Here is a 2,067-nt window from a genome sequence, read left to right on the forward strand (position 1 = left end):
CAGGATCTCGCCCGCTTCGTCCCAGGGACGCCGCATTGGCGTTTGGCGCATTTGCCGCCGCGCCTTGCATGGGATGACGTTCGGCGCGCAATCGATGCGATCGGCGCAACAACGCCGGTCGACATCCGCGATCGAGCCGTCCTGTTGCTGCTCGCCACCACGGGCATTCGCAACGGCGAGCTTCGCGCCATTCGGCTGCAGGATATCGACTGGCGTGCTGGCGAGGTTTTTGTCCGGCGCACCAAAGGCAAGCGTGATCGGGTGGCACCGCTCCTCGAGGAGACCGGCGCCGCGCTCGCCGACTACATCCTGCGCGCTCGACCGAAGGTGGATAGCCCATACCTGTTCATGTCCTTCACGCCGCCCGTGGGACCGTTCAAGTGCGCATCGCCTGTTTCGAGGATCGTGCGGAAGCGGTTGCGGCATGGCGGGGTCGAACTCGGGCGGGTCGCAGGTGCACATCTCCTGCGCCACAGCCTTGCCACCCAGCTCGTCAGGCAGCGAACGCCGATCAACGAGGTCGCCGATCTTCTCGGGCACCGCAGCATCAATACAACAGCGCTGTACGTAAAGATCGCGGCCTCGCAGCTCGCCGAGGTCGCACTCCCTTTTCCGGGAGGCGTCGCATGACCGCCTTCGCCCGTTTCCTCGGCGAGAAGGCCGAGCGTTACATCGAGCTGCGCCACTCCCTCGGCTACGCCTTCAGCAAGCAAGCTGGCACGTTGCGGGCTTTCGTCCGCTACGTTGAGCGCGCTCAGCTCGATGCGCCCGCCACTCGAACGATGGCGCTGGATTTCGCCTTATCGTTCAGCGGCGCCGCCAACAGCCGCGCCACTCGCCACGGCGTGCTCCGCCGGTTTTACGAGTATCTCGCCGTCTATGACGTCCGAACCGAGGCCTTGGAGCGCAGAGCTTTCCCCAGATCCAGAGCGATTCCGCCTCCGCGTATCCTCAGCGAGGCAGAGTTGGCGTCGCTCATACACGCATGCGACCGCATTTCGCCACGGACCCCTCTCAGGGGGCGGACGATGGTGACGGTGATCGGAGTGTTGGCGAGTTCGGGACTGCCATCGGGCGAAGTGGTCAGGCTTGATCGTTCCGACGTCGATCTGTCCAACGGGATTCTCCTCGTTCGGAAGAGGAAGTTCCGCAAGGACCGTCTCGTTCCAGTTCACACGACCACCCAAACAGCCCTTCGTCACTACGTGCGTGAGCGCGATGCGGCTTTTCCCACGCCCATGGACCAGGCCTTCTTCCTCAGCTCCCGAGGCAACCGTCTGTCGGAGCGGTCTGCAAAGCGCATTCGCTAAGGTCCGCAAGCTCGCTGGCCTTGATGACGGCAAGCCTTTGAGACCGCACGATCTCAGGCACCGGTTCGCCGTGACCCGTCTTAGCGCCTCTGGCACGAACAGCGCGCCAACGTTCAGGCGCTTCTGCCTCTGCTTGCCACTTATCTCGGCCACGCCAGCTACAGCGACACGGCCTACTACCTCACTGGCTCTGCGGATCTTCTCGCCATTGCGGCGGAGCGCGCCTTCCTCGATGAAGGTGCAGCATGAGCGAACATTTGCTCCTGGCCCCGCTCCTGGAGTCCTACTTTCGCCGGCGCTTGACCAAGCAGCGCAACGCGACTCCCGCGACCGTGGCCAGCTATCGCGACGCCTTGCGCATGCTGATCCTCTTTGCCGCCGCCCGGTTGCGGAAGAAGCCGGCGGCGTTGACGCTCGAAGAGCTTGATCGGGACCTTGTTCTTCGCTTTTCTCGACGAACTCGAGGAGAAGCGGAACAATTCCGTCGCCATGCGCAACGCCCGCCTGGCCGCGATCCGATCTTTCTTCCACCACGTCGCTGCCGCCGACCCGGCGTCCTTCGGCGTCGCCCAACGCGTGCTGACGATTCCCATTAAACGGACGCACATTGAGGTGACGTACCACCTTACCAGGGCCGAAGTGGACACCCTCATCGCGGCGCCTGATCCAAAGACGCCCCGTGGTCGGCGCGACCGCGCCTTTCTGCTCTTCTTGGCACGGACCGGCGCCCGGGTCTCCGAAGCCACCGGCGTTAACG

General features: G+C 64.1%; 2 protein-coding genes and 1 pseudogene. All 3 read left to right on the top strand.

The genetic code is table 11. The annotated features are described in order from the left end of the window. A partial coding sequence (locus NKI79_RS33065; protein ID WP_352807485.1) for a site-specific integrase occupies nt 1–630 on the top strand: 630 nt, incomplete at its 5' end. After that, nucleotides 627–1,310: a tyrosine-type recombinase/integrase gene (locus NKI79_RS33070; RefSeq protein ID WP_352807487.1), complete on the top strand. Its 684-nt coding sequence runs from the start codon at nt 627–629 to the stop codon at nt 1,308–1,310. The genes NKI79_RS33065 and NKI79_RS33070, both read left to right, overlap by 4 nt. Before the next feature lie 435 nt (nt 1,311–1,745). Continuing rightward, nucleotides 1,746–2,067: pseudogene (locus NKI79_RS33075) on the top strand (tyrosine-type recombinase/integrase); the annotation flags it as partial.

Origin of the sequence: Mesorhizobium sp. M0340 (assembly GCF_040321535.1) — a bacterium.
Taxonomy (GTDB): domain Bacteria; phylum Pseudomonadota; class Alphaproteobacteria; order Rhizobiales; family Rhizobiaceae; genus Mesorhizobium.

What these genes read in the sequence shown, in the direction of transcription:
- NKI79_RS33070 (WP_352807487.1), top strand. Translation starts at nt 627, where the DNA reads ATGACCGCCTTCGCCCGTTTCCTCGGCGAGAAGGCCGAGCGTTACATC.